The organism is Comamonas sp. NLF-1-9 (genome assembly GCF_019195435.1).
GTDB lineage: Bacteria > Pseudomonadota > Gammaproteobacteria > Burkholderiales > Burkholderiaceae_C > Comamonas_C.
Genome location: NZ_CP078069.1, coordinates 590,261 through 616,196 on the forward strand (window position 1 = coordinate 590,261; position 25,936 = coordinate 616,196).

Here is a 25,936-nt window from a genome sequence, read left to right on the forward strand (position 1 = left end):
CGCGGCGGTGCGCTCCGCGTTACAGCGGAGCGTTGTTCAGACGGCTGCTGGGCATCAGCTCCATGGTGACGTCCGCGACGCCTTCTTGAGGGCCAACATATTTCAACGGAACCCCATTGCCGACGCCGAACCAATGTGTCGTCTTGATGCCGTCGCCTTCGGTGATCTCGAATTTGCAGGTATCGAAAGTGCCAGCAAGGATGGAGATCTTTTCCTGGCCGAGGTAGGTGGAGGTCAGCGTCTCTTGACTCACCTCGGTCGGAGCGATGGAACTTACAACCGTTGCCGTAGCGCTGGAGCGCGTCGTGCCGCCCGCTGCCAACGTCATTCTTGCGTCCGCCAGGGGCGGGCTGTAGGTGGTCGCGACGTTGAAGTTCATGCCCGCTATCGCCACGTCCGCAGTAGTTCCATAGGTGAGCGTTGTCATGCCGTCCAGCTTCGCGTAGGTGTGGATCGTCGCAACAGCGCGGCCTGGTGCCGCCAGCTCTGCAGGCGCGGAAAACTCCGTGACCATGATGGACTTGTGGTCGAACAGGCCGGATTGCCCGTTGTAGGTCGCACCGGTGGAAACGGAAATCTGGTGCGAGCTCGTCCCGGTTGCGCCGCCGCTGAGCTGGTAGTCGAGCTGTGCGGTCGCGCCATTGTGAAACAGTGCATCGCTGAAGCAGTCTGACGCAGCGCCGGTGGTCGGGCCCGGAGTCGGCGCCGGTGTAGGGGCGGGCGCTGGCGTCGGCGCAGGTGCGGGGGTTGGCGCAGGTGCGGGGGTTGGCGCAGGTGCGGGCGTGGGCGCCGGGCCAGGGTCGGAACTGCTGGAACCACCGCCGCATGCCGCCAAGGCGGCGGTCGCGATGATCAAGGCCGGTATCTGAAAATATCGTTTTTGCATGGCTCTTCCTTCGTGCTTGCATGCCCACGCCGCTGGCTTCGGCCTGAAACCCAAGCCCGAGGCGAGACGCTTTCCCCCTCTGGAAAACGTTTCTGGGCGCAGCCATGGTAACGAATCACGTATGGACCCCCGAAGAATGCGGAAAGGCGCGGCCTTCCAGTCGGCCTGAAGAGCTTGCTGCAAAACCCGATAAACGGTCTGCGGCTTGCGGCCGCGGGCGTCAAGCCAAGCGACCGTGGCCCAGCAGCGCCGCCAGCGCAAGGCGCGCGCTGGCGGACGGTTTGCGTGCGGGGGCGATCACGCGGCAATGGGCTTGCAGTGCCTGGCGCAAGGCCTGGTTGCGCGTGACGCCGCCGCTCAGCGCCACCTGGTTCAGGCCGCTGCGCCGCAAGGCGTCGAGCGTGGGCGCCAGCAGTCGGCGCACCACCGCGGCCTGCACGGCGGCGGCCAGGTCGGCGCGGGGCTGTTCGCAGGGGCTGCCCTCCAGTGCCCGCACGCGCGCGAGGGCGGCAGCGCGCAGGGGGGCAAAGACAAATCCGGCTGGCGTCTCGGCCTCGTCGGCCTCGGGCAAGTCCAGCGCATCGGCGTTGCCGAAGTCGGCCAGGCGCTCCAGCGTCGGCCCGCCCGGTGCTTCCATGCCCAGCGCCAGCGCCAGCGCGTCGAAGACGGCGCCGGCGGGCAGGTCCAGCCCATGGGCGAGGACGCGGCAGTGCGCGGCGTCGTCCAGGCGCGCGAGCACGGTGTGCCTGGCCGTGGCGGCCAGCACCAGACAGGGGCCCGCCGGAGGCGTCTCATAGGCCAGGGGCGCCAGCAGGTGGGCCAGTACCGGGTCCACCGACTGGGTGCTGGCCGTGGGAAACAGCACGGTCAAGGCCGGGCTCATGCTGGAGCAGCCTGCGCCGACCCTGCGGGGCGGCAGCAGGGGTGCGCCCTGCGCGTCGCGCAGCGTGCGCAGCTCTTCCAGGCGCGCGCACTGCCCCTGGCCGAGCAGCGCCGGTCTGCCGCCGAGCTCATCGATCAGCGTCCAGGTGATTCTGCCGCCCCGCGAGGCAATGCCCAGGGCGGGCCCGTGTTGCGCTTGTGTCATGGCGCGCGCAAGTGTAGGCGCCGCGTCCGTGCCTGCGGGTATGCTGTGCGCTTGCACGCACGGGCAACGAGGGATTGCCCGATGCAGCGCCCGTATCCATGAAACACCTTCTGAATTTGCTGGCCGCCATCGCCCTGCTGGTGTGGGGCATGCACCTGGTACGCACCGGGGTGCTGAGGGTGTTTGGTGCCAATTTGCGCGCCTGGCTGGCGCGCAGCCTGGGCAACCGCTTTACGGCGGCGCTGTCGGGCATAGGGGTGACGGCGCTGGTGCAGTCCAGCACGGCCACGGCCTTGATGACGGCTTCCTTCGTCGGGCAGGGGCTGATCTCGCTGCCGGCGGCGCTGGCGGTGATGCGCGGGGCGGACATCGGCACGGCGCTGATGGCGGTGCTGCTGTCTTTTGACCTGTCCTGGCTGTCGCCGATGTTCATCTTCGTCGGCGTGGTGTTGTTCATCACGCGCCAGGCCAGCACAGCCGGGCGGGTGGGGCGCATCTTCATCGGGCTGGGGCTGATGCTGCTGGCGCTGGAGCGCATCGTGCAGGCCAGCGACCCCATGCTTGCTTCGCCCGTCACCGCCGTGGTGCTGGAGGCCTTGGGCAAGGATTTGCTGGCCGAGATTCTCATCGGCGCGGTGCTGGCCATCATCTCCTACTCGAGCCTGGCCGTGGTGCTGCTGATCGCCGCCATGGCCGCGTCGCAGGTGGTGCCGGTGGACATGGCGCTGGGCCTGGTGCTCGGAGCCAATGTGGGCAATGGCCTGGCGGCGGTGCTGACCCTGGCCGGCGCCGATACCGAAGTCAAGCAGGTGACCGTGGGCAACCTGTTGTTCAAGCTGCTGGGCGTGGCGGTGATGGCGCCCTTCGTCGGCCTGTGGCTGCGCCTGGTGCAGCCGCACATGCCCGGCGTGGCGCACGGCGTGGTGCTGTTTCACCTGGCCTACAACGTGATCATCAGCGTGGGCTTCATCGGCCTGACCCAATGGGTGGCGCGGCTGATCGCGCGCCTGCTGCCCAAGCCGGCGCGGCTGCCGGGCCAGCGGCCGCACCACTTGGACCCCTCGGCGCTGTCCACGCCGTCGCTGGCCATGAGCCTGGCGGTGCGCGAGGCGCTGACACAGGCCGACGTGGTGGAAAACATGCTCGCCGGCGTGATGGAGGTGATACGCCACAACGACGAATCGCTGGCCATGCGGCTGCGCGAGATGGACGACGAGGTGGACAGCCTGTATTCCGCGATCAAGTACTACCTGACCAAGATCCCGCGCGACGACCTGGGCGAAAAGGAGAGTCGGCGCTGGGCCGACATCATCAGCTTCACGATCAACATGGAGCAGATCGGCGACATCATCGAGCGCATCGTGCAGGATGTGGAAGAAAAGAAGATCAGCAAGGGCGTGGAATTTTCCGAGGCCGGCATGGCCGAGATCTCCGACCTGCATGCACGCCTGGTGAACAACCTGCGCCTGAGCATGGGGGTGTTCCTGGACGGCACGGTGCGCGACGCCCAGCGCCTGCTGGAGGAAAAGGGGCACTTTCGTGCGCTGGAGCGCACCTACGCGGCCAACCATCTGGCGCGGCTGGCCGAGCGCGCGACGCAGAGCATGGAGACGAGCTCGCTGCACATCGACCTGCTGTCGGACCTGCGGCGCATCAACTCGCTCATCAGCGCCACTGCCTACCCCATCCTGGAGCAGGCCGGCGCCCTGCCTTCGGGGCGCGAGCGGGCGGTCGGGCATGAAGGCGGCCTGCCCAAGGTCTGAAGCCTTGGCTTGAGCCTGCGCCCGGGCCAGGTGCAGCCAGGCGCAGACGGGTTTAGCCTCGCTTCTGGCTGCCGTCCTCGGCCTCTGTTGCAAATCGGCCAAAGCCAGCGAAGGCGCGCTTCAGCGCCGGTTTTGCCGTATCCGGCTCCAGCGTGTCGCGGTCCTTTTGCCCACTACATGTTGTGTTAGGCTGTCCATGAAACTACTATACGTAGTGTTTGATGAACCGCCACACACCACAGGAGAGCAAGCCGCCATGATCGAATCCGTCACCAAGCGCGATGGCCGCGTAGAGCCATTCACCCCGTCCAAGCTCAACGGCTGGGGCGAATGGGCCGCCAAGGCCCTGGGGCCGGACATGGACTGGTCCTCGGTGGTGCTGGAGACCGTGACGGACATGCCCGAGCAGGTGACGACGACCATGCTGCAGCAGCAGCTCATCAAGAACTGCCTGCAGTCCGATTCCTGGCTGTACAACCGCATGGCCGGGCGTCTGTACGCCGCGCTGATGCACAAGGAGGTGCACGGCGTCTTCATGCCCACGGTGCTGCAACTGCACCGGCGCCTGCAAAAGCTCGGCTACATGGAGGTGCTCGACTACTCGGACGAGGAATACGCCGAGGTCGAAAAACTCATCGACCACGACCGTGACTACGGCTATGCGCACTACCAGTTGCACACCCACCTGTCGAAGTACGCGATTGCCGACCGGGTGAAAAACCGCATCTACGAAACCTCGCAGTTCATCTACATGCGCATGGCCATGGCGCTGGCGGTGGACCAGCCGCGCGAGCGGCGCATGCACGACGTGGCGCGGTGGTACGAGCACCTGTCGATGAACCGCATCAACGCGCCCACGCCCAACCACATCAATCTGGGCACGCCACTGCGCGGCTACGCCAGTTGCTGCCTCTACACCACGGCCGATTCGGCGCGCTCGATCGCGGTGGGCAACCACATCGCCTACACCATGACCTACATGAGCGCGGGCATCGGCTCGCACATGAACATCCGCTCGGTCAACGACCCGGTGCGCGGCGGCGTGATCCGCCACCAGGGCAAGCTCCCCTATCTGCGCGCGGTGGTCTCGGAGGTGAAATCCAGCCTGCAAAACGGCCGCGGCGGCGCCTGCACCAGCTATTTTTCGATCTACGACCCCGAAATCGAAACCCTGCTGCGCCTGAAGAACCCGATGTCCACCGAGGACAAGAAGATCCGCGGCATGGATTATTCGTGGGGCAGCAACCGCCTGTTTGCGCGCAAGGTGGCGCGCAATGAAGAGATCTTCCTGTTCAACAGCCACACCGCGCCCGATCTGTACGAGGCGCTCTACAGCAACGACGAGGAACGCTTCGAGCAGCTCTACCAGAAGTACGAAAAGAACCCGCTCTTCCCCAAGCGCTTCGTCAACGCGCGCGAGCTGCTCATCACCGCCTGCAACGAATGGAACGAAACCGGGCGCATCTACGAGCACAACATCCTCGAGATGAATCGGCACACGCCGTTCAAGGAGACGATTTACAGCTCCAACCTCTGCTCAGAGATCGACCTGCCGACCGGCGCCTACAACCACATCACCGAGATCTACCAGAACGCCGACGTTTCCTTCGTCGAATTTGAAGACGAAGAGGGCGGCAAGCATAGCCTGAGCGGCGAGCACGCGGTGCAGACCGGCCGCGGCATGGTCTATCCGCTGGAGCTGCAAGAGGGTGATGAGGTGAACGGCGTCACCGTGCACAAGATCGTGCAGCGCTCCTCGCCCGAAGTGGCTACCTGCAACCTGGCGGGCATCTGCGTGGACAACATCGAAAGCGACGCGCAGTACGAAGAGGTCGCCTACTACGCGCTCTTGATGATCGACAAGTGCATCCACCTGGCCGAATACGAGCTGCCGCACATCGGCTACACCTCCAAGGCGCGCCTGAACGCCGGCGTGGGCATTCTGGGCATGGCGCACCTGATGGCGCGCGAGCACCAGCGCTACACCACCACCGAGGGCAAGCAATTCATCCACCGCGTGGCCGAGCGCCACTTCTACCACCTGGTGCGCGCCAGCCTGCGCCTGGGGCAGGAACTGGGCAACGCCCCCTGGATGCACAAGACCCGCTGGCCCGAAGGCTGGATGCCGCTGGATACCTACAACCGCAACGTCGACCAGATTGCCGCCTTCACCAACCACTACGACTGGGAGGCGCTGCGCCTGGAAGTCGTAGCCAACGGCGGTATCCGCAATTCGGTGCTGGCCGCGCACATGCCCACCGAAACCTCGGCCAACGCCTCGGGCACGACCAACGGCGTCTACCCGATCCGCGAGCTGACCATGATCAAGACCGACAACCAGCGCGTGAACTACTGGGCCGCGCCCGAGGGCGAAGAGCTGGCACCGTGGTACGAATCGGCCTGGAACATCCCCGCCAAGGACATGACCGAGGCCTACGCCATCATCCAGAAATGGACCGACCAGGGCATCTCGGCCGACTTCTACCGCAAGGTGATCGGCGACGCCTTCATCGGCTCCAGCGAAATGATTCGCGACTACCTCTACCGCATCAAGATGGGCCTCAAGAGCAAGTACTACATGAACCAGAAAACCTCGGCGGGCTTTCAGCCGCTCAACGAGGCCGAGGCCGAACGCAAGGAACTCGTCGGCCGCATGGTCGGCAGCGCCATGGCCGTCCAGACGGGCGAGCCCCAGCCTGAAAGCCCCCGCGCCGAGCGCAAGGCCGACACCGAGCATGTCAGCGTGCTCGACGCCGACCCCGAGTGCAACGGCTCTTGCACGCTCTGACGCAAGAAAGGCCCACCATGACCGCCAACGTCTTCAACTACGACAAGACCGATTACGACAAGCCGCTGCTCTTCCTCGGTGAAAAGCAGGGCTTGTTCGACACCATCAACCGCCACTACCCGCGCATCTGGGAGCTGTACAAGACGCAGAAATCGCTCGACTGGGACGAAAACGAATTCGACTACTCCAGCTGCAACGCCGACTTCAAGAAAGCCAGCCGCTCCACCTACGACATGATGATCAAGACGCTGGCCTGGCAGTGGGAGGCCGACAGCGTCGCCAGCCGCGCCATCGCGCCCGTGCTCGCGCCCTTCATCACCAGCAGCGAACTCTGGGCCGCCTGGCAGCGCGTGTCCGACAACGAAGTCATCCACGCCGCCACCTATTCGGAGATCGTGCGCAATTCGTTTGACGACCCTTCGGTCATCATCGACGAAATCCTGCGCGTGGAAGAGGCCCATGCGCGCCTGAACCGCGTGGTGCAAGCCTTTGCCGACGGCTTCAAGGCATCGCATCAGTACGCGCTGGAGCAACTGCCCAACGACCAGGAAACCTACAACGCCATCTTCATGATGGTGGTGGCGCTGTACTGCATGGAGCGCATCCAGTTCATGGCCTCGTTCGCCGTGACCTTTGCCATCTGCGACACCGGCATGTTCCAGCCCATAGGCAAGGCGATCCAGAAAATCGCCCAGGACGAGCTGGAAATCCACGCCGAACTCGATCGCGCCGTGCTGCAAAACGAACTGGAAACCGCTCGCGGCCAGATCGCCTTCGCGCAAAAGCGCGAGGACATCGAGCAACTCATCGCCGAGGTGGTGGACAGCGAACTCACCTGGATTGAATATCTCTTCTCCGAAGGGCGCGAACTGGTTGGCATGAACGCCGACCGCCTGGCTGCCTGGACGCTGTACTGCGCCAAGGACGTGTACCAGACGCTGGGCATAGAGACCACGCGCTACGAGTTTCCCAAAGCCAACCCGCTGAAATTCATGGAAAAGTGGCTCAACATCAGCAAGACCCAAGCTTCACCTCAGGAGCAGGATATTGCGGCGTACAAGGTCGGGGTGATGAGGAGGAATGATGAGGGGGTGGTGTTTGAGGAGGATTTTTGAGGCGTTGTCGCACCACGGACGATCACAGGGCCGCTGGTTGAACATTTCAGGACGGCCTTGGTGCCACTGCTTCATGGCCTGCCGGGGCGTTTTGCTGGGCAGCGCTGATTGGGGCAGTTGGCGGTTGTACAAGGCTGCATTCAGAAAACGACGCAGAAGACGGTGCAGTCTGACATCAACCTTGCGGCAAGCCGCTACAGGCTGATGGGAGATTGAACCATGATCGACACCATCCATCCCAGCAGCGGCAACGTGTTCGTTGACCTGGGTTACTCCGAGGGTGAGGCTGCGGTGCTGGCGCTGCGCGCCGATCTGATGGCGCGCTTGCGCCTGCTGGTACAGACCGAAGCTTGGACGCAGCAGCAAGCGGCTCAGCGTTTTGGTATTGCGCAGTCGCGTGTATCTGATCTCGTGCGCGGCAAGTGGGACAAGTTCAGCCTGGACATGCTCATCACGCTGGCGGCACGCGCAGGGCAGAAGGTGGCGCTGGAGATGCACGGCTGAAGCATCCCAAGAGTGTTCAGTCAGACCGAGGCGCCAGAACGCCAAGCTGGCGGCGCAGGTCTTCCAAGTGGCCCGAAACCCACGCGAAACGCAAGGTGCGGGCGATACGGGAAACCCCATCGGCGCAGAATGTTCTCAGCCCGCCGATTCAAACCCCCTCGTAAAACGCCCCCAGCACCAGCGCCGCCTCCGGCGTAAACGCGCCGGCAGCCAGCCGCGCCTGCACCTCGGCGTGGCTCCAGCATTCAAAGCGCTCGACTTCGCCGTCCTGGTTCACTGGCGCCACGGCCTGCGGCAGGCGGGCCGACCACCAGTGGATGCGTTCGTGCAGATGGCCCAGGCGCGCGCCGCCTTCGTCGCTGGGCTGGTCCAGCAGCACGGGGGCGCCGGCTTGCAGGTGGGTGAGGGCGCTGAGCTGCAGCCCGGCTTCTTCCTGGGTTTCGCGCGCGAGAGCGTCGCGCAGGCTGTCGCGCGCGCTCACCATGCCGCCCATCAGCGTGTCCCATTGGCCGGGGTGGCTGGGCTTGGTGCGCGATCGCTGCTGCACCCAGAGGGCGCCGGCGTCTTCGCTCAGGCCGACGAGGTGGACTGCGTCGGTGGCAATGCCCAGCACGCGCACGGCGCCGCGCTCGACCGTGGCCAGTTGCCGACCGGCGGCGTCGCGCACCGCAAGCTGCTCGTCGCGCCAGGGGCCGCAGCGGCCAATTTCGCGCAGCAGGGCGGCGAGGGCGTTCAGGGCCTGGCTTGCCTGCGCCGCGGGCAGTGTGCAGGTGCGCACGCCGTTTCGCTCTTCAAATAAGAGCTGGTAGCGCTCGCCCAACAAGCGTTTGAGGCCGATTTCATTCAAAATTTCGGCTGCGACAGACCCGACTTGCGCATCGCCCAGATGCAGCGCTATGCGCCCTGGCTGCGGCCCGCGCCGGGCGGCCGCGCGCAGCGCGCTCAGCCAGGGCGCAGCGGGCTGGTTCACGGCAGGGTGAGGATGGTGCAACCGGTGGTCTTGCGCGCTTCCAGGGCGCGGTGCGCCTGTTGCACGTCTTGCAAGGCAAAGCGCTGGCCGATGTGGATCTTCACCTGGCCGCTGGTGACGACGGCAAACAAGTCGTCGGCCATGGCCTGTGTCGATTCGCGCGTGGCCATGTGGGTGAACAGTGTTTGGCGCGTGACGTAGAGCGAACCCTTGGCCCCGAGGATGCCGGGCGCAAACGGCGGCACCGGGCCCGAGGCGTTGCCAAAGCTCACCATCAGCCCGAAGGGCCGCAGGCAGGACAGCGACCCTTCCCAGGTGTCCTTGCCGACCGAGTCGTAGACTACCTTCACGCCCCGCCCGCCCGTGATCTCCTGCACGCGCGCGGCGAAGTCTTCCCGGGTGTAGTTGATGGCATGCGCCGCGCCATTGGCCAGGGCCAACGCGCATTTGTCGTCGCTGCCGGCGGTGCCTATGAGTTGCAGTCCCAGCGCGCGCGCCCACTGGCAGGCGATCAGGCCCACGCCCCCGGCGGCGGCGTGAAACAGCACGAAGTCGCCGGGCTGCAGGCCTTCCACGGGCTTGCATTTCCGGAGCAGGTATTGCGCGGTCAGACCCTTGAGCATCATGGCCGCGCCGGTGTCGAAGTCGATGGCGTCGGGCAGCTTGCAGACAGTGGCGGCGGGCATTACGCGCGCTTCGCAGTAGCTGCCCTGCGGCCCGGCATAGGCCGCGCGGTCGCCCACGGCCAGGTGCGTGACGCCCGGGCCCACCGCCTCGATCACGCCCGCGCCTTCGCCGCCAGGCACCAGCGGCAGCGCGCTGGCATACAGCCCGGTGCGAAAGTACACGTCGATGAAGTTCAGGCCGATGGCGCGGTGGCGGATGCGCACCTCGCCCGGGCCGGGCTCGCCCACGGGCAGATCGACGATGCGCAGCTCTTCAGGGCCGCCGTGCCGGTGTATCTGTATGGCTTGGACCATGGTCATCCTCTAGCAAAATCAGGGGTGGAGCGCTCGATCCTGCCATGTTCGCCAAGCGCCTGCAGGGCGCGCGCCACAAGCCGTTACAGTCAGCTCCTTTCATGCTCAACCGCGACACGCTCTCCACCGTCCTGATGCTGACCGCCGCCCCGCTGCTGTGGGCAGGCAATGCCGTGGTCGGGCGCATGGTACATGCGCTGGTGGGGCCTTCGATGCTCAACTTCCTGCGCTGGCTGCTGGCTTTTGCCATCTTGCTGCCCTTTGCCTGGCCGGTGCTGCGCCCGCGCAGCCCGATGTGGCCGCACTGGCGGCGCTACGCGCTGCTGGGGCTGCTGGGCATAGGCAGCTACAACGCGCTGCAATACCTGGCGCTGCAGACTTCTTCACCGATGAACGTCACGCTGGTGGCCTCGGGCGTGCCGGTGTGGATGCTGCTGGTGGGCGCGCTGGTGTTCAAGGTGCGCGTCACTACCCGCCAGGCGGTGGGCGCGCTGCTGTCCATTGCCGGGGTGCTGCTGGTGCTGAGCCGGGGCGACTGGCAGCAGTTGGTGGACCTGCGCCTGGTGCCGGGCGATCTGTACATGGTGCTGGCCACGATTGCCTGGGCCTTTTACAGCTGGCTGCTGCTGCGCACCAGCGAGCCCAAGGCGATACGCGCCGACTGGAGCGCGTTTCTGATGGCGCAGATGTTCTTTGGCGTCGGCTGGTCGGCTGCGTTTGCGGCCGTGGAATGGGGCACGGCCAGCTACGCCATCCATTGGGGCTGGCCACTGGTGCTGGCGCTGGCCTTCATCGTCGTCGGCCCCGCGCTGCTGGCCTACCGCTTCTGGGGCGAGGGCGTGCGCCGTGGCGGGCCGGTGCTCGCAGCCTTCTTCCTCAACCTCACGCCGCTGTTTGCGGCCGTGATGTCGGCGGCCTTCCTCGGAGAGGTACCGCATCTGTACCACGCGCTGGCCTTCGTGCTGATCGTGGGCGGCATCGTGGCCACGTCGTGGCGGCGCCGGGTGGCGCCATGAGTCCGGCCGCCAGCCTCGTCTTGATTGCGCTGCTGATCGTGGCCAGTGCCTTCTTCTCGCTGGCCGAGATTTCGCTGGCGGCGGCGCGGCGCCTGCGCCTGCGCCAGATGGCCGATGAGGGCGACGCGCGTGCCCAGCAGGTGCTGCAGACGCAGGAGCAACCAGGCGACTATTTCACCGTGGTGCAAATCGGCATCAACGCGGTGGCCATCCTGGGCGGCATCGTCGGCGAGGGCGCGTTCAGCGGGCCGATCAGCGAGCTGCTGGGCAATTGGCTCTCGGCGACGAGCGCGGCCACGCTGGGCTTCTGGATGTCCTTTCTGCTGGTCACTTCGTTCTTCATCCTGTTTGCCGATCTCGTGCCGCGGCGCCTGGGCATGGCACACCCCGAGCGCATCGCGGTGCGCGTGGTGCGGCCCATGCTGTGGTGTACTGCAGTGCTGAGGCCCCTCGTCTGGCTCTATAGCCGACTCACCGATCTGCTGCTGCGCCGGCTCGGCCTGTCGAGCCAGCGCGACGACCGCATCACGCACGAAGACATCCTGGCGATGACCGAAGCGGGCACGCTTGCCGGGGTGCTCGCGCAGCGCGAGCAGCAGGTGATCGTCAACCTGTTCGAGCTCGACACCCGCGCCGTGGCCTCGGTGATGACGCTGCGCGAGCGCGTGGCCTACTTCCTGCGCGACGACCCCGACGAGGTGATCCGCGTGCGCATTGCCGCCGAGCCGTTTTCCACCTACCCGGTGTGCGAGGGCGACATCGACCATGTCGTCGGCTACGTGGACGCCAAGGACTTGTTCCAGCGCGTGCTGAACAACCAGCCGCTGTCGCTGCGCGACGATGCGCTGGTGCGCAAGGTCTTGATCGTGCCCGACCGGCTGACCCTGGCCGAGGTGCTGGAGCAGTTTCGCCAGGCGCACGAGGACTTTGCCGTCATCGTCAACGAATACAGCCGCGTGGTCGGCGTGGTCACGCTCAACGACGTGATGAGCACCGTGATGGGCGAGCTGCTGGGCCCGGCCGACGAGGAGCAGATCGTGCGCCGCGACGAGCATTCCTGGCTGATCGACGGTGTGGCGCCGATCGAGGACGTGCTGCACGCGCTGCAGCTCGACGAGCTGCCCGAGGCCGGCGAGTACGAGACCATGGCCGGCTTTCTGATGGTGATGCTCAGGCGCGTGCCCAGGCGCACCGACCACGTGGTCGTGGGCAGCTACAAGTTCGAGGTGCTGGACGTGGACAGCTACCGCATCGACCAGGTCATGGTGACCCGGCTGGAGCCCGCCGCCGCCGAAGAGCTGGCTGCTCAGGCGTTTCGCGCCGGCTCGGAATAGTGCCAGCGCTTTTGCGCGGCAAAGACGGCATTGGGGTAGGCCGCCTTGCCCCGGCTGCCGTTGTAGCGGCCCAGCGCCATGTACAGATCGCCGTTTTCGCGGTCCAGGTAGTGGCGCAGGATGACGCAGCCAAAGCGCAGATTGGTCTGCAGGTGAAACAGCTTGCCCGCGTCGCCGTCGCCGATCACGCGCGTCCAGAACGGCATGACCTGCATGTAGCCGCGCGCGCCGACCGAGGAGACGGCGAACTTGCGAAACGCGCTCTCTACCTGGATCAGCCCGAGCACCAGCGATTCATCGAGGCCGGCGCGGCGCGATTCATACCAGGCGGTCTGCAGGAAATCGCGCCGCTGCTCCCAGGCCGACTTGCGCGGGCGCAGGCGCTCGCTCATGGTGGCGAGCCAGCGCAGGTAGTTGATGCGCGCCTCGGTGCTGGCAAACACCGGCTCGGGCGGCGCCAGCTCGGATACCGCAGCGCTGAGCGCGCTGCGCACCGAATCGATCAGCGGCTCTTCCAGCTGACCGCCGGCGTGCGCGGGTGCCGCCCAGCCGAGCACACCGGCGGGCGCTGCGGCCAGGGCCAGCAGGGTGTGTCGGCGGCTAAAGCTCGGCTTGGTCATCCCTGGTTGATCTTTTGCAGCAGGTGGGGCAGCACGGCGCCGAGCGCCATGCGCGTTGCCTCGGTGTCGCGCCGGTGCTGGTATTCGACCTGGCCTTCCTTGAGGCCGCGCTCGGACAACACCACGCGGTGCGGCACGCCTATCAGTTCCCAGTCGGCGAACATGGCACCGGGGCGCTCGCCGCGGTCGTCGAGTATGACATCCACACCCTGCGCGAGCAAATCCGCGTGCAACTGCTCGGCAGCGGCGCGCACCGCTTCGCTGCGCTCCATGCCTATCGGACAGAGCACCACGGTAAAGGGCGCGATGGCGTCTGGCCAGATGATGCCGCGCTCGTCGTGGTTTTGTTCGATCGCCGCGGCCGGCAGGCGCGTGATGCCTATGCCGTAGCAGCCCATCTCGAAATACGCGGGCTTGCCGTCTTCGCCCAGGAAGGTGGCGTTCATCGCCCTGGAATACTTGGTGCCCAGATAGAAGACGTGGCCTATCTCTATGCCGCGCTCGATCGCGAGCAGCCCCTTGCCGTCGGGCGAAGCGTCGCCCTCGACGACGTTGCGCAGGTCGGCCACCAGCTCGGGCTCGGGCAGGTCGCGCCCCCAGTTCACGCCGGTGATGTGAAAGTCCTCGAGGTTGGCGCCGCAGACCCAGTCGGCCATCACCGCGACCTCGCGGTCGGCGACCACGGTCACCGGCTTGCGCAGGTTCAGCGGGCCGAGATAGCCCGGCTTGGCGCCGAAATGCTCCTCGATCTCGGCCACGCTGGCAAAGCGAAAGCCGCCGTCCAGCCCCGGCACCTTGGAGACCTTGACCTCGTTCATGTCGTGGTCGCCGCGCAGCAGCAGCAGCCAGACCTTGCTGCCTACGACCTGGCCGGCGTCGTCCAGCGTATCGGTGGCCAGCACCAGCGATTTCACGGTTTGCGCAAGAGGCAAACCGAGCAGTTCGGCCACCTGCGCGCAGGTGCTCTTGCCCGGCGTGGGCGTGAGCGTGCGCGGCTGGCCGGGGAGCGGGCGCTCCTGGGCGGGCGCCGCAGCTTCGGCCTTTTCCATGTTGGCCGCGTAGTCGCTGTTCGGGCAGTAGACGATGGCGTCTTCGCCGGTGGCCGCGATCACTTGGAATTCTTCGGAAAGATCGCCGCCGATTGCGCCCGAATCGGCGCGCACCGCGCGGTAGGAGAGGCCGAAGCGGTCGAAGATGCGCTGGTAGGCGGCGCGCATCGCCTGGTAACTCAGTTGCGCGGCCTCGCGGCTCTTGTCGAAGGAATAGGCGTCCTTCATGATGAATTCGCGCCCGCGCATCAGGCCGAAGCGCGGGCGGCGCTCGTCACGGAACTTGGTCTGGATCTGGTAGAAATTGCGCGGCAGCTGCTTGTGGCTGCGCAGCTCCTGGCGCGCGATGTCGGTCACCACCTCTTCGCTGGTGGGCTGCACGACGAAGTCGCGCCCATGGCGGTCCTGGATGCGCAAGAGCTCCGGCCCCATCTTGTCGAAGCGCCCCGTCTCCTGCCACAGCTCGGCCGGCTGCACCACGGGCATGGTGCATTCCACAGCGCCGGCGCGATTCATCTCCTCGCGCACGATGGCCTCCACCTTGCGCAGCACGCGCAAGCCCATGGGCATGTAGTTGTAGATGCCGGCGCCGAGCTTCTTGATCAGCCCGGCGCGCATCATCAGCTGGTGGCTGACGATTTCAGCGTCGGCAGGGGCTTCCTTGAGGGTGGAAATGAAGAATCGGGAGGCTTTCATCGGGTAAATCCGGCGCCGCAGGGCGCAGCGCTTGCCGCACGCGTGCGAGCGTGCATAATGGCCTGAACTAGCAAGAATCGGGGTCAGATTATGCTCGACAGAGAAGGCTTTCGGCCAAATGTCGGCATCGTGCTGCTCAACCAGAGAAACCAGGTATTTTGGGGCAAACGTCTTGGAACGCACAGTTGGCAATTCCCGCAAGGTGGCATCGATCGGGGTGAAACCCCGCAGGAGGCCATGTTCCGGGAGCTGCATGAAGAGGTCGGGCTGCTGGCCCACCAGGTGCGCGTGGTTGCCCGTACGCGGGATTGGTTGCGCTACGAAGTGCCGGACCGCTACATCCGCCGCGATGCGCGCGGACACTACAAGGGGCAAAAGCAGATCTGGTTTCTGCTGCAACTGGTCGGCAACGACTGGGACCTGAACCTGCGCGCCACCAACCATCCGGAGTTCGACGCCTGGCGCTGGAACGAATACTGGGTGCCGCTCGACGTCGTGGTGGAATTCAAGCGCAGGGTCTATGAAATGGCGCTGACGGAGCTCTCGCGCTTTCTGCCGCGCGGGGCGCAGCGCAACCGTTACCTGCGCGCCGGCATGCGCACGCGCGAAGGCGCGGGGCGCGACTACGCCGGTGCCTACCGCAGCGGCTCCATGCTGGTGCATCCCGGGGTGGAGCTGCCGCCCGGGGCCAGCTTCGACCCCGATCCGCACGCGAGTCTGGCGCCCGCCGATGCGCTTGGCTCGGCCATCGCGGGCCGTGAGCCGCTGCCAGCCAGCAAGTAACAGAGGGCGCCCGGGCGCCGCTCAGCGGTGCGAAAGCACCATGTTGTCGCGGTGCACCATCTCGGGCTCGGCGGCGTAGCCCAGCAGGCGCTCGAATTCGCTGGACGGCTTGCGGCACAGCAGCCGCGCCTCGGCGCTGGCGTAGTTGGCCAGGCCCCGGGCGATCTCGCTGCCGCCGGCGTCGCGCACCGCGATCACGTCGCCCCGCGCAAACTCACCCTGCACCGCCACCATGCCTATGGGCAGCAGGCTCTTGCCCGCGTCGCGCACCATTGCGGCGGCGCCTGCATCGACGGTGACCGAGCCATGCAACTGCAGGTGGTCCATCATCCATTGCTTGCGCGCCTGGTGCTTGTGCGTGTCGGCCACCAGCAGCGTGCCTATGGCTTCGCCCCGCGTCAGGCGGGTGAGCACATCGGGTTCGCGCCCCCAGGCGATGACAGTGGAGGCGCCCGAGCCGGCCGCGCGTTTGGCCGCGATGATCTTGGTGATCATGCCGCCCTTGCCTATGGCCGAGCCCGCGCCGCCGGCCATGGCTTCGAGCGCGGGGTCGCCCGCCTGCGCTTCGTGGATGAAGCGCGCCTCGGGGTGGCGCCTCGGGTCGGCCGAATACAGGCCTTGCTGGTCGGTCAGGATGATGAGGGCGTCGGCCTCGATCAGGTTGGTCACCAGCGCGCCCAGGGTGTCGTTGTCGCCCACCTTGATCTCGTCGGTGACCACGGTGTCGTTTTCGTTGATCACCGGCACCACACCGAGCTTGAGCAGGGTGAGCAGCGCCGAGCGCGCGTTCAGGTAGCGCTCGCGGTCGGCGAGGTCGGCGTGGGTGAGCAGCACCTGGGCGCTGGCCAGGCCTTGCTCGCGCAGCTTGGTCTCGTACATCTGCGCCAGGCCCATCTGGCCGACGGCGGCCGCGGCCTGCAGTTCGTTGACCTCGCGCGGGCGCTCCTGCCAGCCCAGGCGCTTCATGCCTTCGGCGATTGCGCCGCTGGAGACCATGACCACCTCGCGCTTGAGGCCGGTGTCGCCCTGCACCAGCGCGCAGAGCTGGCGGCACCACTCGGCGATGGCTTGGGCGTCCAGGCCGCGCCCCTCGTTGGTCACGAGGCTGGAGCCGACCTTGACGACGATGCGGTGCGCGGTGCGCAGGATGTCTGAAGGATTCTTCATGTAAAAAGCGGCTCTGGCCTTTGCTGGCAAAGCGCTGGCAACTATCAAAACAGGGTGTTACTGGGCGGCGTCGGCGCCATGGTCAAAGCGCGGGTCGGGCTCGGCGGCCGGCTGGCTCGCCAGCTGCTCGGCGTGCACGTGCTGGTAGATGGCGCGCACCAGTTGCTCGCAGCCCTCGCGCGTCAGCGCCGAGATCTCGAACACCGGCCCCTTCCAGCGCATACGCCGCACGAAGTCCTTGACGCGCGCATCGCGCTCGCCGGCCGGCACCATGTCCAGCTTGTTCAGTACCAGCCAGCGCGGCTTGGCGTGCAGCCCCGGGTCGTACTTCTTGAGCTCGGCGACGATGGCGCGCGCCTGCGCCACGGGGTCTACCGCATCGTCGAACGGCGCCAGATCGACGATGTGCAGCAGCAGCCGCGTGCGCTGCAGGTGGCGCAGGAACTGGTGCCCCAGGCCCGCGCCCTCGGCCGCGCCTTCGATCAGGCCGGGGATGTCGGCGATCACGAAGCTTTGCTCGGGGCCGACGCGCACCACGCCCAGGTTGGGGTGCAGCGTGGTGAAGGGGTAGTCGGCGATCTTCGGGCGTGCGTTGGAGACCGCCGCGATGAAGGTGGACTTGCCGGCGTTGGGCATGCCCAGCAGGCCGACGTCGGCCAGGATCTTGAGCTCGAGCTTGAGGCTCTTCCTCTCGCCTGGCCAGCCCGGCGTCTTTTGGCGCGGCGCGCGGTTGATCGCGCTCTTGAAGCGCAGGTTGCCAAAGCCGCCGTCGCCGCCCTTGGCGATCAGCACCGGCTCGCCCGGTTCGAGCAGCTCGTGCAGCACCGCGCCGGTTTCGGCGTCGCTGATGATGGTGCCCACCGGCATGCGCAGCGTGATGTCGCTGCCGGCCGCGCCGAACATGTCCGAGCCCATGCCGTGCTCGCCGCGCTTGGCTTCATGGCGGCGTGCGTAGCGGTAGTCCACCAGGGTGTTGAGGTTGACGTCGGCCACCGCGTACACATGGCCGCCGCGCCCGCCGTCGCCGCCGTTGGGGCCGCCGAACTCCTTGTACTTTTCATGCCGGAACGAGACGCAGCCGTTGCCGCCATCTCCTGCAATGACGTCGATATGGGCTTCGTCTACGAATTTCATGGGCTACAAGTGTAGTGAGGGGTGCGCGCCGGCCAAACAACAAAGCCCCGGAATTCGGGGCTTTGCGGATCTGGGCGGCGCGCGCTGTCAGGCGGGCGTCACGTTGGCGGTGTGCTTGGACAGAGCGCCGCGGGTAGAAAACGAGACCTTGCCGTCGACCAGCGCAAACAGCGTGTGGTCCTTGCCCACGCCGACGTTCACGCCGGGATGGATGCGCGTGCCGCGCTGGCGCACGATGATGGAGCCGGCGCTGACGCTCTGGCCGCCGAAGGCCTTCACGCCGAGCATCTTGGGGTTGGAGTCGCGGCCGTTGCGCGTGGAGCCGCCGCCTTTTTTCTGTGCCATGGTGTTCTATCTCCGTATCAAGCGGCTATCGAATCGATCTGCAGTTCGGTGAACTGCTGGCGATGGCCCTGGTGCTTCTGGTAGTGCTTGCGACGGCGCAGCTTGAAGATGCGCACCTTGTCGTGCTTGCCGTGGGCCACGACCGTGGCCTTGACACTGGCTCCGGACACCAGGGGCGTGCCCACCTTGAGTTCACTGCCGTTGCCGACAGCCAGAACCTGGTCAAGCACGATTTCCTGGCCTACTTCCGCAGCAATCTGTTCTATCTTGATTTTTTCGCCGGCAGCAACGCGATACTGCTTGCCACCGGTTTTTATGACCGCGTACATGTAAACCTCTAAAACGTCGAATCAAAGAGTTTTCGCAAACGAATTTTCGCGAAACAGGCGATTGTACTGCAGCACGCCGCTCGCGGGCAAGGCCTGCGGCCCTGGGCCGCGCGGGGGCGGCGCGGCGCTTTCTATAATCGCGCTCGAGCCAAAGCACCAGCAGAGATCGGACACCTTGAGCGCCTCAGCACCCAGCACGACCGCCGCACTGGCACTCATTGCCGACGACATGCGCGAGGTGGACAAGGTCATTGCCGCACGGCTGGATTCCTCCGTGGCGCTGGTGGGGGACGTGGCGCGCTACATCATCCTCGCGGGCGGCAAGCGCCTGCGCCCGGCGCTGCTGCTGCTGATGAGCGGCGCGCTGCAGTGCAGCGACGCCAGGCGTTTCAATCTTGCCGCGGTGGTGGAATTCATCCATACCGCCACGCTCTTGCACGACGACGTGGTGGACGAATCCACGCTGCGCCGCGGGCGCAGCACCGCCAACGAGAGCTTCGGCAACCCGGCCAGCGTGCTGGTCGGCGACTTCCTGTATTCGCGCGCCTTCCAGATGATGGTGGAAACCGGGGACATGCGCGTGATGCAGATCCTGGCGGATGCAACCAACGTCATCGCCGAGGGCGAGGTGCAGCAACTGGTGAACACCCACGACGCCACGCTGTCCGAACCGGACTATCTTGAAGTCATTCGCTCCAAGACGGCCAAGCTGTTCGAGGCCAGCGCACGCCTGGCCGCGGTGCTCGCCGGCGCGGACGCGCAGGTGGAGCAGCGCTGCGCCGAATACGGCAAGGCGCTGGGCACGGCCTTTCAGGTGATCGACGACGCGCTGGACTACGACGGCGATGTGCGCGAGATGGGCAAGAACATTGGCGACGACCTGCGCGAAGGCAAGATGACGCTGCCCCTGATCATCGCGATGCAGCGCGCCAACCCGGGTCAGCAGGCGCTGCTGCGCCGCGTGATTGAGCAGGGCGCCGCCGAAGAGCTTGCGGCCGTGGTGGACATCGTGCAGGCCACCGAGGCCATGGCCGCCACGCGGGCCGCCGCAGCCGCGCAGGCGCAGCGCGCGGTGGACGCAATTTCCACGCTGCAAGCCAATTCCTACACCGAAGCACTGCTACAATTGGCGGCTCAGTTGCTGGTGCGCAGGGTCTGACGGCGCGGGCAAAACGGGGTGTAGCTTAGCCTGGTAGAGCGCTACGTTCGGGACGTAGAGGCCGGAGGTTCGAATCCTCTCACCCCGACCAGAATTTCCTTGCACATCAAGGACACAAGAGCCCCTGACACAGGGGCTTTCGTGTTTCTGACGCGCCCTGGTGGCAATACGGTGGCATTTCTTGCCCTTTGCGCCATCGACGCGCGTGCAGGTCGCACTTCTCTTGGTAGGCCCTGCTCCGCCACAGGCGCGGCACGCGCCCTGACTTCGATCGGGCACCGCTCGTGGTTCAAGACCGCGGTCCGGGGCCGGGGCGACCTGCGGACACCGGGTCCTTGTCCGGCCCTTTCCGGCTCCGCGCTCCGGCCAGGTGGAGAGCGCCTGCTCGGCAATGGCCTCCAGCTTTTCCCGGGTGAAGCCGGCCTTGGCCTGGACAGCGATCCCGTGAAGCATGGTAAAGACGCAGGCTGCCGGCATTACGCAGTCGGCCGCTTGCGGCAGATCTCCCTCTTGCCTGGACCGCTCGAAGCGTTCGCGCAGCGCCGCCTCGCCGTCTGCACGGGCTTCAACCAGAGCGCGCCGGACCGGCTCGGCGTCGTCCGAGCCTGCCAGATCGCCAAGGACGCCAGGACATCCGGTGTGGTCCGGGCAGCGGCTTTGGGCGAAAAGCGAGGAATGGATTGTCGCCGCGTCGCGAGCCGGTGAAGCGAGCGTGATTGGCACGGAGGCGATTGACGCCTGAAAGGAGGCCGGACAGCCGCCCTTGCGGTTCGGCCTTTTTCGCCGGCTTGCTTGTGCCGTCTTTTCAGCCCCAGGCCTTGGCAAGCACGAACAGCGTGATGATGCACAGCTGCGCCAGCGGGTAGAGGCTGGCGCGGTCAAACAGGCGGGCGGCGGCGCGCGGCTCGTGGGTGCGGGCAAGATGCAGGCCGGGCAGGAGCAGCAGGTAGACCGCGGCGGCCAGTGTAGCGGCGAGGTAGGGCCAGCCCAGGGGCAGGGGCGACATCATGGGCAGGGCCAGGCTCAGGGCGGTAGTGGCCAGCAGGGCCAGGAGCACGGCGGCGCCGGCGGTGCGCGGGCCGAAGACAAGGGGGATGGTTTGGGCACCGACGCGGCGGTCTTCTTCGACGTCGTTCCAGTCGGCAGGGATGTTCTGGCCGCCGATTTCCCAGCACATGAGCCAGGCGAGCATGAGGGCGAGCAGGCCGGGGTCGGGCCGGGGCACCACGACCAGCACGGCGGCTATCGGCCCCAGCGCCTTGACGATGCCGCTCACGAACACGCGCCACCAGCCGACCTTGAGCAGTTTGCAGTAGATCGTCTCCAGCACCGGGGCGACAAGCACGATGGGCACGAGCCAGGGGTTGAGCCACCAGGCTCCGGCCAGCGCCACCAGATACCAGAGCACGAACCAGAGGGCGGCGGCGGCAAAGCCGAGCTTGCCCTGGGCGATGGGGTAGCGCAGGGCGGAGGCTTCGACCGAGTAGCCGGGATTGATGCCGCTGCCGGCGAATTTCTCGCGGTCGGTCTTGACGCCGACCAGGTCATTGAGCGCGTAGATGGCGGTGTAACCGGCCACGGCGGTGAGCAAGGCCACGCCCAGCACGGCCAGGGGCGGGAAGGCGCCCAGCCAGAGCAGGGCGGCAAAACCCGGCATGGCGATGTCCAGGATGCCGTGGGTGGAGCGCGAGAGGGCGAGGAATTTGCGCATGGGTTCAAGCTAGCTTGATGCAGCTCATCATGTAGTTGACGTCTTCCTTGCCCGGCGCGACGCGAAAGCGCCCGGACAGCGGGTGGTACATGAGGCTGGCGCTGCGCAGGTGCTTCAGACCGGCCTGGCCGGCCCAGTTGCGCAGCTCCTGAGGGCGGATGAGTTTGGCGTAGTCGTGCGTGCCGCGCGGCAGGATGCGCAGGATGTATTCGCCGCCGACGATGGCAAACAGCCAGGCCTTGAAGTTGCGGTTGATGGTCGAGAAGATGGCGTGCCCGCCGGGTTTGAGCAGCCGGGCGCAGGCCTGGACGATGGCGGCGGGGTCGGGCACGTGTTCGAGCATTTCCAGGCAGGTGACGACGTCGTAGCTGCAGGGTTCCTGCTGCGCCAGCGTTTCCACGGTCTGCAGGCGGTAGTCGATGGACAGGCCCGCCCGGGCGGCGTGCTGGCGCGCTACCTGCAGGGTGAGTTCGGACTGGTCCAGTCCGACGACGTCTGCACCGGCCTTGGCCAGGGTTTCGGTCAGGATGCCGCCGCCGCAGCCCACGTCCACCACGCGCTTGCCGCGCACGTCCACGTGCTCGAAGGTGAAGCGGCTGCGCAGCGGGTTGATGACGTGCAGCATGCCCATCTTGCCCTTGGGGTCCCACCAGAGCTGGGCGATGCGGTCGAATTTGTCGACCTCCTGGCGGTCAACGTTGGAGGGTTGGTTCGTCGTCATGCAGCAGTCTTTCCTGCAGGTCGGTGGCTGCGCGCTCGAGCTCGGCGCGCGCGATGTCGTGCACGAAGGTGCACTGGCCTATGGCGCTGGGCAGGGGCACGCGCTGCAGGCCGTTGCGGTGTTGCACGCGGTCTTGCAGGGCCTGCCACATCAGCTCGACTTCAAGCACAGCGGTATCGAGCGGGATGGCGAGCTGCTGCACCAGCGCGAAGATGCGCTGCAGCGCGGCTTCGGGCAGCAGGCCGCGGCGGGTGGCGATGAGGCTGGAGAGCAGGCAGTCGAGCAGCACCGCTTCGCCGTGCAGCAGGCGCTGGGGATGGCGTGCTTCCAGCCCGTAGCTGAAGGTGTGGCCGAAGTCGACCTTGCGCGAGAGTTCTTCTTCGTACAGGTTGGGGGCAAGCTCTGCCAGCATGCCGGTGATGGCGCGGTCCAGGAGGGCGTCGCCCTCGGGCGTGGCGAAGGCGTTTTGCAGGCTGCGCGCGCCGTGGGTTTCGAGCTGGGTGAACAGGGCGGCGTCGGTGACGATGGCGAGCTTGATGATTTCGCACAGGCCGTTGGTCAGGTGCCGCCGGGGCAGGGTGCGCAGAAAGGCAGGTTCCAGCAGCACCGCCAGCGGCGGCTCGAAGCTGCCCAGGCGGTTTTTGCTGGCGCCGAAGTTGATGCCGTTCTTGATGCCCAGGGCGGCGTCGATGTAGCCCATGAGGGTGGTGGGCAGCTTGATGTGCGGAATGCCGCGCCGGTAGCTGGCGGCAAGGTAGGCGGCGACGTCGGTGAGCACGCCGCCGCCGATGGCGATCAGGGGTTCGTCGCGGCGGTGGATGGGGAAGGCGTCGAGCGCGCGGGCGAGGTCTTGCAGCGCGTCGATGTTCTTGTGCTCTTCACCGCCGGGGAAGATGGCGTAGTGGGCTTCGATGCCGTGCGCGGCAAACCAGGCGCGGATCTGGCTGCCGTGCAGTTGCCAGACGCGGGCGTCCAGCACCACGAAGCGCCGCCCGCCGGGGCGGCCATAGCCGAGCAGCGTGGTGTTGCTGGGGGCGAACAGGCCGGGGGTCTTGACCACGTCGTAGGCGATGGGGCGCTGGCTGCGCACCTGCCAGACGGCGCTGTCGGGCACGGGGGCGGGGCTCATGCGGCGTCCAGCCAGGTGGCGCGTTGGGCGAGGATTTCCTGCGCGAGCTGCTGCGCGGCCTGCAGGTCGTGGTCTTGCCAGTGGCCGCATTGCGCGATGTTGGCGTAGGGCACGGCGGCTGCGCTTTGCATCTCCTGCAGGATGCGCTGCAGCGTGGTGCAGAGCACTTCGGGGCGGCCTTCGTTGACGAAGCCAAGGTAAAAGCCCGTGCGGCAGCCCATGATGCCGACCGAGAGGAAGTGGCGCGGCAGCAGCCGGCTGAAGCCTTCGAGCAGGAAGTGCTCCATGGAGTGCAGTTCGCTGCTGCCCAGGAAGGCGTTGCGGTTGGGCAGACGCACGCGCAAATCGACGGCGTAGATCATGTCGCCGCCGGGGGTGGGCAGGGCGCTGCGCAGCTTGACGGCGGGGGCTTTCAGGCGGCGGTGGTCCAGCTCGCCGGTGAGGTCGGCGGGCCACAGGCTGGTGTGCGGGTGCACGGCGGGGCTGGACATGGCTCAGGCCAGCAGCGGAGTCAGGTGGCGGTGGCTGGCGTGCAGCGCGGCCTGCCAGTCGTCCACATGGTGGTAGAGCTCGATGGCGCCCCAGCCGTCAAAACCGTGGTCGGTCAGGGCCTTGAAGCTGGCGGCAAAGTCCAGCGTGCCTTCGCCGGGAACTTCATGAAAGTGCACGATGCCGGTGCGTGTGTGGGCGACCATGCGCTCGATGAGCGGCTGGCCTTGGGCGCCGCGCAGCCAGGCGATGGCGGGGCGGGCGCGTTCGAGCACGTCGTAGCTCAGGCCGGGCACCGAGATCAGGTAGGTGAAGATTTCATCGTCCAGCGGGCCGCGTGCGGTGGGTAGGCTGGCGTAGTCCACGGTGTGCAGCGGGGCGCTGGTGCCGGCCTGGCGCAGCAGCTCGGCGATGCGCCGCTGGCGCGCGGGGGTGGGCTGGCCATCGGCAAAGTGGATGGCGTGGGCCGGGTCCAGCAGCAGGAAGTCGGCCGTGTCGGGGAAATGCACCAGGGTGCTGGCGTGGGCCAGATCGAAGCGCAGCAGCTCGCTGTCGTGGCGGATCTGCAGGTTCCAGCCCTGGCGCGCGTCGGAGATGTGCAGGTAGCGCGCGTGGGGAGCGGCGTCGGCCAGCGCCTCAATGTAATTGGCCTCGGAGCAGTAGGCGTGGCAGATGTCGATGTGCAGCTTGAATTTGGGCGAATCGACCGCCTGCATCAGCGCCAGGCCTTGGGCCAGGGTTTCGATGTGCATGCCCGGTTCGGGCTCGATCAAGAGGGTGATGTCCTCTTCGGCGTGGATGGCGCTCAGGCATTCACGAATCGATTCGACCAGCAGTTCGGTGGGGTTGATTTCGGGGTGGGCCGCGTGGTCGTCGCGCACGAAGCCGCTGCCGAAGGTGACGAGCTTGACGCCGAGCATGCGCGCGACGTGGATGCCACGCCGCACGAGGTCGATGCGGCGCTTGCGCGCGGCGTATTCCAGCGCCATGAGCGATGGCTCGTGCGGGCGCTGCGGATCGAAGAAGTGCGAGGCAGTGGCGATGCAGGCGGGCTGCACGCGCAGGCGCGCGAAATGCTGGCGCACGGCGAGCAGGTCGTGGTCGCCGAGCTCAAAGGGGTTGAACTGGCGGCGATGGAAAGAGACTTCCACGCCCTCGTAGCCCGCGGCATCGACGGCGTCGAGCGCGGCGAAAAAGTCCAGATTGGTCAGCCCGAAAGTGCTGTATGCGAGTTGTATCTTGCCCATGCGTGGCCGGCTGCGTCGGTGGCGGGATGGCAACCGGCGACTCTGCCATGCGGGTGCGGCGCGGTGCTTGCCAAAAGGCAAGAAAGCGGGCGCGGGCTCAGGCGCTCAGGTGGTAGTCGCGCAGCGCGGGCTCGTCCAGCACCAGGATTTCGCGGCCGTTGACGCGGATCAGGCCGCGCTCGCTCAGGTCGTGCAGGATGCGCGAAAAATGCGCGGGCGTGAGGTTCAGGCGCGAGGCGATGGTGCGCTTGCTCACGTCCAGCGTGAAGGGCAGGCCGGCGCTGGCAGTCGATTCGCGCAGCAGATAGCCGATGAGCCGCTGCGGCCCCGAATGCGTGGTGAAGGCGCCGAAGTCGGCAATCGCCATGTACAGCTGCTCGCTCAGGCGCGCGATCATGCGCTGGGCGACCTGGTTGTTGCCGGCGACCAGCCCGCGCAGCACGGCCTGCGGCACCTGCAGCACCAGGGTGTCGGCCAGGGCGGTGGCGGTGACGATGTGCTCGCGCCCGCTGAACAGCGCGGCTTCGCCGAAGCTGGCGCCGGCCGCCAGCAGGCGCACCGTGCGCTCGCTGCCGGATGCGGCGTTGTACACCAGCTGCACCGAGCCATAGATCACGAAGTACATGCCGCTGCAGCGCTCGCCCCGGCGCACGATGGTCTCGGCGGGCGCGAGGCTGTGGCGCTGCGTGGCAGCGGCCAGTTGTGCAAGCTCGGGTTCGCTCAGGCCGGCAAACAGCGGCAGTTGCGACAGCAGCGCGCGCATGCGCTGGGCGGGGTCGCCGGCGCCGGCGTCGCCGCTGCGCGGGGCGGCGGGCGCTGGGGCTGCGGGCGCGGGACGCGGGGCAGGTGGTGGGCTCATGGCGGGACTGCGGGGGCTGACGGCCCGGGGCGCGGGTGCCGGCGGGCAGGCGGTA

25 protein-coding genes, 1 tRNA gene and 1 pseudogene are annotated in these 25,936 nt (G+C 66.8%); 10 read left to right on the forward strand and 17 right to left on the reverse strand.

The genetic code is table 11. The features are described from left to right. Positions 1-19 precede the first annotated feature (19 nt). Positions 20-886, reverse strand: a complete 867-nt coding sequence (locus tag KUD94_RS02910) for a hypothetical protein (RefSeq protein WP_218238391.1) — start codon at positions 884-886, stop codon at positions 20-22. A 220-nt stretch (positions 887-1,106) separates the two neighbouring features. Further along, positions 1,107-1,973 (reverse strand): hypothetical protein, encoded by an 867-nt coding sequence (locus KUD94_RS02915; protein ID WP_218238392.1) that lies wholly within the window; start codon positions 1,971-1,973, stop codon positions 1,107-1,109. Positions 1,974-2,071: 98 nt separating this feature from the next. Here KUD94_RS02915 and KUD94_RS02920 point away from each other — a divergent pair, with 98 nt between their 5' ends. The 3 genes from KUD94_RS02920 (at position 2,072) to KUD94_RS02930 (ending at position 7,639) form a co-directional block, all read left to right on the forward strand. Then, the gene (locus tag KUD94_RS02920; RefSeq protein WP_218238393.1) at positions 2,072-3,736 is read left to right on the forward strand and encodes a Na/Pi cotransporter family protein; all 1,665 of its coding nucleotides are present in this window, start codon (positions 2,072-2,074) and stop codon (positions 3,734-3,736) included. Between the two features lie 256 nt (positions 3,737-3,992). Continuing rightward, a complete protein-coding gene (locus tag KUD94_RS02925) occupies positions 3,993-6,524 on the forward strand; it encodes a ribonucleoside-diphosphate reductase subunit alpha (protein WP_218238394.1) in 2,532 nt (843 codons plus the stop codon). A gap of 17 nt (positions 6,525-6,541) precedes the next feature. Next, positions 6,542-7,639, forward strand: coding sequence for a ribonucleotide-diphosphate reductase subunit beta (locus tag KUD94_RS02930; protein WP_218238395.1), 1,098 nt, complete (start codon positions 6,542-6,544; stop codon positions 7,637-7,639). Here the strand turns inward: KUD94_RS02930 and KUD94_RS14660 are convergent. Next, positions 7,553-7,774, reverse strand: a pseudogene (locus KUD94_RS14660) (hypothetical protein); the annotation flags it as partial. The gene KUD94_RS02930 and the pseudogene KUD94_RS14660 overlap by 87 nt on opposite strands. Positions 7,775-7,858: 84 nt before the next feature. Between KUD94_RS14660 and KUD94_RS02935 the strand changes: the two are divergent. Beyond that, positions 7,859-8,143, forward strand: a complete 285-nt coding sequence (locus tag KUD94_RS02935) for a helix-turn-helix domain-containing protein (protein ID WP_218238396.1) — start codon at positions 7,859-7,861, stop codon at positions 8,141-8,143. A gap of 148 nt (positions 8,144-8,291) precedes the next feature. Here the strand turns inward: KUD94_RS02935 and KUD94_RS02940 are convergent, their stop codons facing one another. Further along, on the reverse strand, positions 8,292-9,113 hold the full coding sequence (locus KUD94_RS02940) for an NUDIX domain-containing protein (protein ID WP_218238397.1): 822 nt from the start codon (positions 9,111-9,113) through the stop codon (positions 8,292-8,294). Beyond that, positions 9,110-10,093: a quinone oxidoreductase gene (locus KUD94_RS02945; protein ID WP_218238398.1), complete on the reverse strand. Its 984-nt coding sequence runs from the start codon at positions 10,091-10,093 to the stop codon at positions 9,110-9,112. Before KUD94_RS02945 ends, KUD94_RS02940 begins: the two co-directional genes overlap by 4 nt. Before the next feature lie 101 nt (positions 10,094-10,194). Here KUD94_RS02945 and KUD94_RS02950 point away from each other — a divergent pair, with 101 nt between their 5' ends. Continuing rightward, on the forward strand, positions 10,195-11,109 hold the full coding sequence (locus KUD94_RS02950) for a DMT family transporter (RefSeq protein ID WP_218239167.1): 915 nt from the start codon (positions 10,195-10,197) through the stop codon (positions 11,107-11,109). Next, a complete protein-coding gene (locus KUD94_RS02955) occupies positions 11,106-12,443 on the forward strand; it encodes a hemolysin family protein (protein ID WP_218238399.1) in 1,338 nt (445 codons plus the stop codon). The genes KUD94_RS02950 and KUD94_RS02955 overlap by 4 nt, the downstream gene beginning before the upstream one ends. Here the strand turns inward: KUD94_RS02955 and KUD94_RS02960 are convergent. Both KUD94_RS02960 and KUD94_RS02965 read right to left on the reverse strand, forming a co-directional pair. Further along, the gene (locus KUD94_RS02960; RefSeq protein ID WP_218238400.1) at positions 12,416-13,063 is read right to left on the reverse strand and encodes a lytic transglycosylase domain-containing protein; all 648 of its coding nucleotides are present in this window, start codon (positions 13,061-13,063) and stop codon (positions 12,416-12,418) included. The two genes, KUD94_RS02955 and KUD94_RS02960, sit on opposite strands and share 28 nt — an antisense overlap. Next, complete coding sequence (locus KUD94_RS02965) at positions 13,060-14,808, reverse strand: proline--tRNA ligase (protein WP_218238401.1); 1,749 nt, start codon at positions 14,806-14,808, stop codon at positions 13,060-13,062. The genes KUD94_RS02960 and KUD94_RS02965 overlap by 4 nt, the downstream gene beginning before the upstream one ends. A 90-nt stretch (positions 14,809-14,898) precedes the next feature. Between KUD94_RS02965 and KUD94_RS02970 the strand changes: the two genes are divergently transcribed. Continuing rightward, on the forward strand, positions 14,899-15,591 hold the full coding sequence (locus tag KUD94_RS02970; protein WP_218238402.1) for an RNA pyrophosphohydrolase: 693 nt from the start codon (positions 14,899-14,901) through the stop codon (positions 15,589-15,591). Between the two features lie 21 nt (positions 15,592-15,612). Here the strand turns inward: KUD94_RS02970 and proB are convergent, their stop codons facing one another. From proB to rplU, 4 genes are all read right to left on the reverse strand, one after another. Then, entirely contained in the window at positions 15,613-16,758 is a 1,146-nt protein-coding gene (proB, locus tag KUD94_RS02975) for a glutamate 5-kinase (RefSeq protein WP_218238403.1), read from the reverse strand. A gap of 57 nt (positions 16,759-16,815) precedes the next feature. Continuing rightward, positions 16,816-17,892: an Obg family GTPase CgtA gene (gene cgtA, locus KUD94_RS02980; protein ID WP_218238404.1), complete on the reverse strand. Its 1,077-nt coding sequence runs from the start codon at positions 17,890-17,892 to the stop codon at positions 16,816-16,818. Positions 17,893-17,979: 87 nt separating this feature from the next. Then, positions 17,980-18,237, reverse strand: coding sequence for a 50S ribosomal protein L27 (gene rpmA / locus KUD94_RS02985; RefSeq protein ID WP_218238405.1), 258 nt, complete (start codon positions 18,235-18,237; stop codon positions 17,980-17,982). Between the two features lie 17 nt (positions 18,238-18,254). After that, the gene (gene rplU / locus KUD94_RS02990; protein WP_218238406.1) at positions 18,255-18,566 is read right to left on the reverse strand and encodes a 50S ribosomal protein L21; all 312 of its coding nucleotides are present in this window, start codon (positions 18,564-18,566) and stop codon (positions 18,255-18,257) included. Positions 18,567-18,741: 175 nt separating this feature from the next. Here rplU and KUD94_RS02995 point away from each other — a divergent pair, with 175 nt between their 5' ends. The 3 genes from KUD94_RS02995 to KUD94_RS03005 all read left to right on the forward strand — a co-directional run bounded on the left by KUD94_RS02995 (position 18,742) and on the right by KUD94_RS03005 (position 20,430). Then, complete coding sequence (locus KUD94_RS02995) at positions 18,742-19,725, forward strand: polyprenyl synthetase family protein (protein ID WP_255568984.1); 984 nt, start codon at positions 18,742-18,744, stop codon at positions 19,723-19,725. 14 nt (positions 19,726-19,739) lie between these two features. Beyond that, a tRNA-Pro gene (locus KUD94_RS03000) sits at positions 19,740-19,816 on the forward strand. Positions 19,817-20,217: 401 nt separating this feature from the next. Further along, the gene (locus KUD94_RS03005) at positions 20,218-20,430 is read left to right on the forward strand and encodes a hypothetical protein (protein ID WP_218238407.1); all 213 of its coding nucleotides are present in this window, start codon (positions 20,218-20,220) and stop codon (positions 20,428-20,430) included. A gap of 100 nt (positions 20,431-20,530) precedes the next feature. On the opposite strand, the gene KUD94_RS03010 is transcribed toward KUD94_RS03005, so the two are convergent. The 6 genes from KUD94_RS03010 to KUD94_RS03035 all read right to left on the reverse strand — a co-directional run bounded on the left by KUD94_RS03010 (position 20,531) and on the right by KUD94_RS03035 (position 25,881). Next, entirely contained in the window at positions 20,531-21,436 is a 906-nt protein-coding gene (locus KUD94_RS03010) for a UbiA family prenyltransferase (protein WP_218238408.1), read from the reverse strand. Positions 21,437-21,440: 4 nt separating this feature from the next. Then, positions 21,441-22,157 carry a bifunctional 2-polyprenyl-6-hydroxyphenol methylase/3-demethylubiquinol 3-O-methyltransferase UbiG gene (gene ubiG / locus KUD94_RS03015; RefSeq protein WP_218238409.1) on the reverse strand — a complete coding sequence of 239 codons (717 nt, stop codon included), beginning with the start codon at positions 22,155-22,157 and terminating at the stop codon, positions 21,441-21,443. After that, positions 22,129-23,286 carry a sedoheptulose 7-phosphate cyclase gene (locus KUD94_RS03020; RefSeq protein ID WP_218238410.1) on the reverse strand — a complete coding sequence of 386 codons (1,158 nt, stop codon included), beginning with the start codon at positions 23,284-23,286 and terminating at the stop codon, positions 22,129-22,131. The genes ubiG and KUD94_RS03020 overlap by 29 nt, the downstream gene beginning before the upstream one ends. Further along, on the reverse strand, positions 23,283-23,777 hold the full coding sequence (locus tag KUD94_RS03025) for an S-ribosylhomocysteine lyase (RefSeq protein WP_218238411.1): 495 nt from the start codon (positions 23,775-23,777) through the stop codon (positions 23,283-23,285). Before KUD94_RS03025 ends, KUD94_RS03020 begins: the two co-directional genes overlap by 4 nt. 3 nt (positions 23,778-23,780) lie before the next feature. Next, positions 23,781-25,022 carry a sugar phosphate isomerase/epimerase gene (locus KUD94_RS03030; protein WP_218238412.1) on the reverse strand — a complete coding sequence of 414 codons (1,242 nt, stop codon included), beginning with the start codon at positions 25,020-25,022 and terminating at the stop codon, positions 23,781-23,783. Positions 25,023-25,119: 97 nt separating this feature from the next. Beyond that, positions 25,120-25,881 (reverse strand): Crp/Fnr family transcriptional regulator, encoded by a 762-nt coding sequence (locus KUD94_RS03035; RefSeq protein WP_218238413.1) that lies wholly within the window; start codon positions 25,879-25,881, stop codon positions 25,120-25,122. Between the last annotated feature and the right edge of the window lie 55 nt (positions 25,882-25,936).

What these genes read in the sequence shown, in the direction of transcription:
- KUD94_RS02910 (WP_218238391.1), bottom strand. Translation starts at nt 886, where the DNA reads ATGCAAAAACGATATTTTCAGATACCGGCCTTGATCATCGCGACCGCC.
- KUD94_RS02915 (WP_218238392.1), bottom strand. Translation starts at nt 1,973, where the DNA reads ATGACACAAGCGCAACACGGGCCCGCCCTGGGCATTGCCTCGCGGGGC.
- KUD94_RS02920 (WP_218238393.1), top strand. Translation starts at nt 2,072, where the DNA reads ATGAAACACCTTCTGAATTTGCTGGCCGCCATCGCCCTGCTGGTGTGG.
- KUD94_RS02925 (WP_218238394.1), top strand. Translation starts at nt 3,993, where the DNA reads ATGATCGAATCCGTCACCAAGCGCGATGGCCGCGTAGAGCCATTCACC.
- KUD94_RS02930 (WP_218238395.1), top strand. Translation starts at nt 6,542, where the DNA reads ATGACCGCCAACGTCTTCAACTACGACAAGACCGATTACGACAAGCCG.
- KUD94_RS02935 (WP_218238396.1), top strand. Translation starts at nt 7,859, where the DNA reads ATGATCGACACCATCCATCCCAGCAGCGGCAACGTGTTCGTTGACCTG.
- KUD94_RS02945 (WP_218238398.1), bottom strand. Translation starts at nt 10,093, where the DNA reads ATGGTCCAAGCCATACAGATACACCGGCACGGCGGCCCTGAAGAGCTG.
- KUD94_RS02950 (WP_218239167.1), top strand. Translation starts at nt 10,195, where the DNA reads ATGCTCAACCGCGACACGCTCTCCACCGTCCTGATGCTGACCGCCGCC.
- KUD94_RS02955 (WP_218238399.1), top strand. Translation starts at nt 11,106, where the DNA reads ATGAGTCCGGCCGCCAGCCTCGTCTTGATTGCGCTGCTGATCGTGGCC.
- KUD94_RS02960 (WP_218238400.1), bottom strand. Translation starts at nt 13,063, where the DNA reads ATGACCAAGCCGAGCTTTAGCCGCCGACACACCCTGCTGGCCCTGGCC.
- KUD94_RS02965 (WP_218238401.1), bottom strand. Translation starts at nt 14,808, where the DNA reads ATGAAAGCCTCCCGATTCTTCATTTCCACCCTCAAGGAAGCCCCTGCC.
- KUD94_RS02970 (WP_218238402.1), top strand. Translation starts at nt 14,899, where the DNA reads ATGCTCGACAGAGAAGGCTTTCGGCCAAATGTCGGCATCGTGCTGCTC.
- proB (WP_218238403.1), bottom strand. Translation starts at nt 16,758, where the DNA reads ATGAAGAATCCTTCAGACATCCTGCGCACCGCGCACCGCATCGTCGTC.
- cgtA (WP_218238404.1), bottom strand. Translation starts at nt 17,892, where the DNA reads ATGAAATTCGTAGACGAAGCCCATATCGACGTCATTGCAGGAGATGGC.
- rpmA (WP_218238405.1), bottom strand. Translation starts at nt 18,237, where the DNA reads ATGGCACAGAAAAAAGGCGGCGGCTCCACGCGCAACGGCCGCGACTCC.
- rplU (WP_218238406.1), bottom strand. Translation starts at nt 18,566, where the DNA reads ATGTACGCGGTCATAAAAACCGGTGGCAAGCAGTATCGCGTTGCTGCC.
- KUD94_RS03010 (WP_218238408.1), bottom strand. Translation starts at nt 21,436, where the DNA reads ATGCGCAAATTCCTCGCCCTCTCGCGCTCCACCCACGGCATCCTGGAC.
- ubiG (WP_218238409.1), bottom strand. Translation starts at nt 22,157, where the DNA reads ATGACGACGAACCAACCCTCCAACGTTGACCGCCAGGAGGTCGACAAA.
- KUD94_RS03020 (WP_218238410.1), bottom strand. Translation starts at nt 23,286, where the DNA reads ATGAGCCCCGCCCCCGTGCCCGACAGCGCCGTCTGGCAGGTGCGCAGC.
- KUD94_RS03025 (WP_218238411.1), bottom strand. Translation starts at nt 23,777, where the DNA reads ATGTCCAGCCCCGCCGTGCACCCGCACACCAGCCTGTGGCCCGCCGAC.
- KUD94_RS03030 (WP_218238412.1), bottom strand. Translation starts at nt 25,022, where the DNA reads ATGGGCAAGATACAACTCGCATACAGCACTTTCGGGCTGACCAATCTG.
- KUD94_RS03035 (WP_218238413.1), bottom strand. Translation starts at nt 25,881, where the DNA reads ATGAGCCCACCACCTGCCCCGCGTCCCGCGCCCGCAGCCCCAGCGCCC.